The organism is Tepidicella xavieri (genome assembly GCF_004363315.1).
In the GTDB taxonomy this organism is placed as follows: Bacteria; Pseudomonadota; Gammaproteobacteria; order Burkholderiales; family Burkholderiaceae_C; genus Tepidicella; species Tepidicella xavieri.
Window position 1 is genome coordinate 28,342 of sequence record NZ_SNYL01000003.1, and the last position, 2,500, is coordinate 30,841.

The 2,500-nt window shown below is 54.4% G+C and carries 2 tRNA genes and 2 rRNA genes (2 of these 4 running past the window's edge); all 4 read right to left on the reverse strand.

What is annotated here, in order from left to right:
• Window positions 1-1,389, reverse strand: a 23S ribosomal RNA gene (locus DFR43_RS03020); it reaches 1,489 nt to the left of the window's first position.
• 373 nt (window positions 1,390-1,762) lie between these two features.
• Window positions 1,763-1,838 (reverse strand) — tRNA-Ala (locus DFR43_RS03025).
• 32 nt (window positions 1,839-1,870) lie between these two features.
• Window positions 1,871-1,947, reverse strand: a tRNA-Ile gene (locus tag DFR43_RS03030).
• A gap of 119 nt (window positions 1,948-2,066) precedes the next feature.
• Window positions 2,067-2,500 (reverse strand): 16S ribosomal RNA (locus DFR43_RS03035) (it continues 1,095 nt past the right edge of the window).
• The 16S and 23S rRNA genes sit together here with 2 tRNA genes alongside, the layout of an rRNA operon.

The following is a 2,500-nucleotide window of genomic DNA, read 5'->3' on the forward strand; positions in this document are numbered from 1 at the left end:
GGAATGTTGACCTGCTTCCCATCAGCTACGCATCTCTGCCTCGCCTTAGGGGCCGACTCACCCTACGCCGATGAACGTTGCGTAGGAAACCTTGCGCTTACGGCGAGCGGGCTTTTCACCCGCTTTAACGCTACTCATGTCAGCATTCGCACTTCTGATACCTCCAGCAGCCTTCTCAAGCCACCTTCACAGGCTTACAGAACGCTCTCCTACCACCTGCACTCGCGTGCAGATCCGCAGCTTCGGTAACTGGCTTGAGCCCCGTTACATCTTCCGCGCAGGACGACTCGATCAGTGAGCTATTACGCTTTCTTTAAATGATGGCTGCTTCTAAGCCAACATCCTGACTGTTTTAGCCTTCCCACTTCGTTTCCCACTTAGCCAATTTTAGGGACCTTAGCTGGCGGTCTGGGTTGTTTCCCTCTCGTGTCCGGACGTTAGCACCCGGTGCACTGTCTCCCAAGCTCTGCTCTGCGGTATTCGGAGTTTGCCTTGGTTTGGTAAGTCGCCATGACCCCCTAGCCAAAACAGTGCTCTACCCCCGCAGGCAATACTTGAGGCACTACCTAAATAGTTTTCGGAGAGAACCAGCTATTTCCAGGTTTGTTTAGCCTTTCACCCCTATCCACACCTCATCCCCTGCTTTTGCAACAGCAGTGGGTTCGGACCTCCAGTACCTGTTACGGCACCTTCATCCTGGACATGGATAGATCACCTGGTTTCGGGTCTACACCCAGCGACTGATTCGCCCTGTTCGGACTCGGTTTCCCTGCGGCTCCCCTATTCGGTTAACCTTGCCACTGAATGTAAGTCGCTGACCCATTATACAAAAGGTACGCCGTCACCCTTGCGGGCTCCGACTTTTTGTAAGCATGCGGTTTCAGGGTCTATTTCACTCCCCTCCCGGGGTTCTTTTCGCCTTTCCCTCACGGTACTTGTTCACTATCGGTCGATGATGAGTATTTAGCCTTGGAGGATGGTCCCCCCATCTTCAGACAGGATTTCTCGTGTCCCGCCCTACTTCTCGCAAGCTCAGTACCACACCGGTCTTTTCGCGTACGGGGCTATCACCCACTATGGCCGCCCTTTCCAGAGCGTTCCGCTAAGTCCAGCGCTATCACTTGCAGGCTCCTCCGATTTCGCTCGCCACTACTTTCGGAATCTCGGTTGATGTCTTTTCCTCGAGCTACTTAGATGTTTCAGTTCACTCGGTTCGCCTCGCATACCTATGGATTCAGTATGCGATACCCTCATCGGGTGGGTTTCCCCATTCAGAAATCTCCGGATCACAGCTCATTTGCCAGCTCCCCGAAGCTTATCGCAGGCTATCACGTCTTTCGTCGCCTATCATCGCCAAGGCATCCACCACATGCTCTTATTCACTTGACCCTATAACTTTGATGCCTCCCTCGATCGAGGAAAGCGCCCAAATCCGGCCAAGAGAATGCTTCTCAGGTTTCTCACCTGAGGCGTTCGCCGTATTCAACTCGTTTGAAACGGTTTCGTTTCAACATTGAATGTGCTTTGACGCAATCAATTTGTCACCGGCACAGATCCACTTGCACACGCAAGCGGCCACACCGGCAACGCTGATTCGACTCTATGAATTTTTAAAGAACAGCCGCGAAGCTTGTCGCTTCGTTGGTTGACGCCAGCGTCAACGCTTCAACGCTGCGCACAGCGCTCAAGCCTTGAGCCGACCCGCATCGAACCACCCATCAGAGAATGATCGATGACAGAATGATTGATGACACCATGGCGATGGTGGAGGATGACGGGATCGAACCGACGACCCCCTGCTTGCAAAGCAGGTGCTCTCCCAGCTGAGCTAATCCCCCAGTGCGCGGGTTGATCAGGAACTCCAAGCATTTGGTGGGTCTGGTTGGTCTCGAACCAACGACCCCCGCCTTATCAAGACGGTGCTCTAACCAACTGAGCTACAGACCCAAGCCGGTCACTAGTAACTCAGGACCCTGCCACCCGCAGAGCTGCCCCGAATCGCTGGCGACATCCCTCCAACAACCGATAAGTGTGAGCGTTTGAGACGCTTGGCGTCTTTTTTCCAGAAAGGAGGTGATCCAGCCGCACCTTCCGATACGGCTACCTTGTTACGACTTCACCCCAGTCATGAACCCTGCCGTGGTAAGCGCCCTCCTCGCGGTTAGGCTACCTACTTCTGGCAGAACCCACTCCCATGGTGTGACGGGCGGTGTGTACAAGACCCGGGAACGTATTCACCGTGACATGCTGATCCACGATTACTAGCGATTCCGACTTCATGCAGTCGAGTTGCAGACTGCAATCCGGACTACGACCGGCTTTGTGGGATTGGCTCCCCCTCGCGGGTTGGCTGCCCTTTGTACCGGCCATTGTATGACGTGTGTAGCCCCACCTATAAGGGCCATGAGGACTTGACGTCATCCCCACCTTCCTCCGGTTTGTCACCGGCAGTCTCATCAGAGTGCCCTTTCGTAGCAACTGATGACAAGGGTTGCGCTCG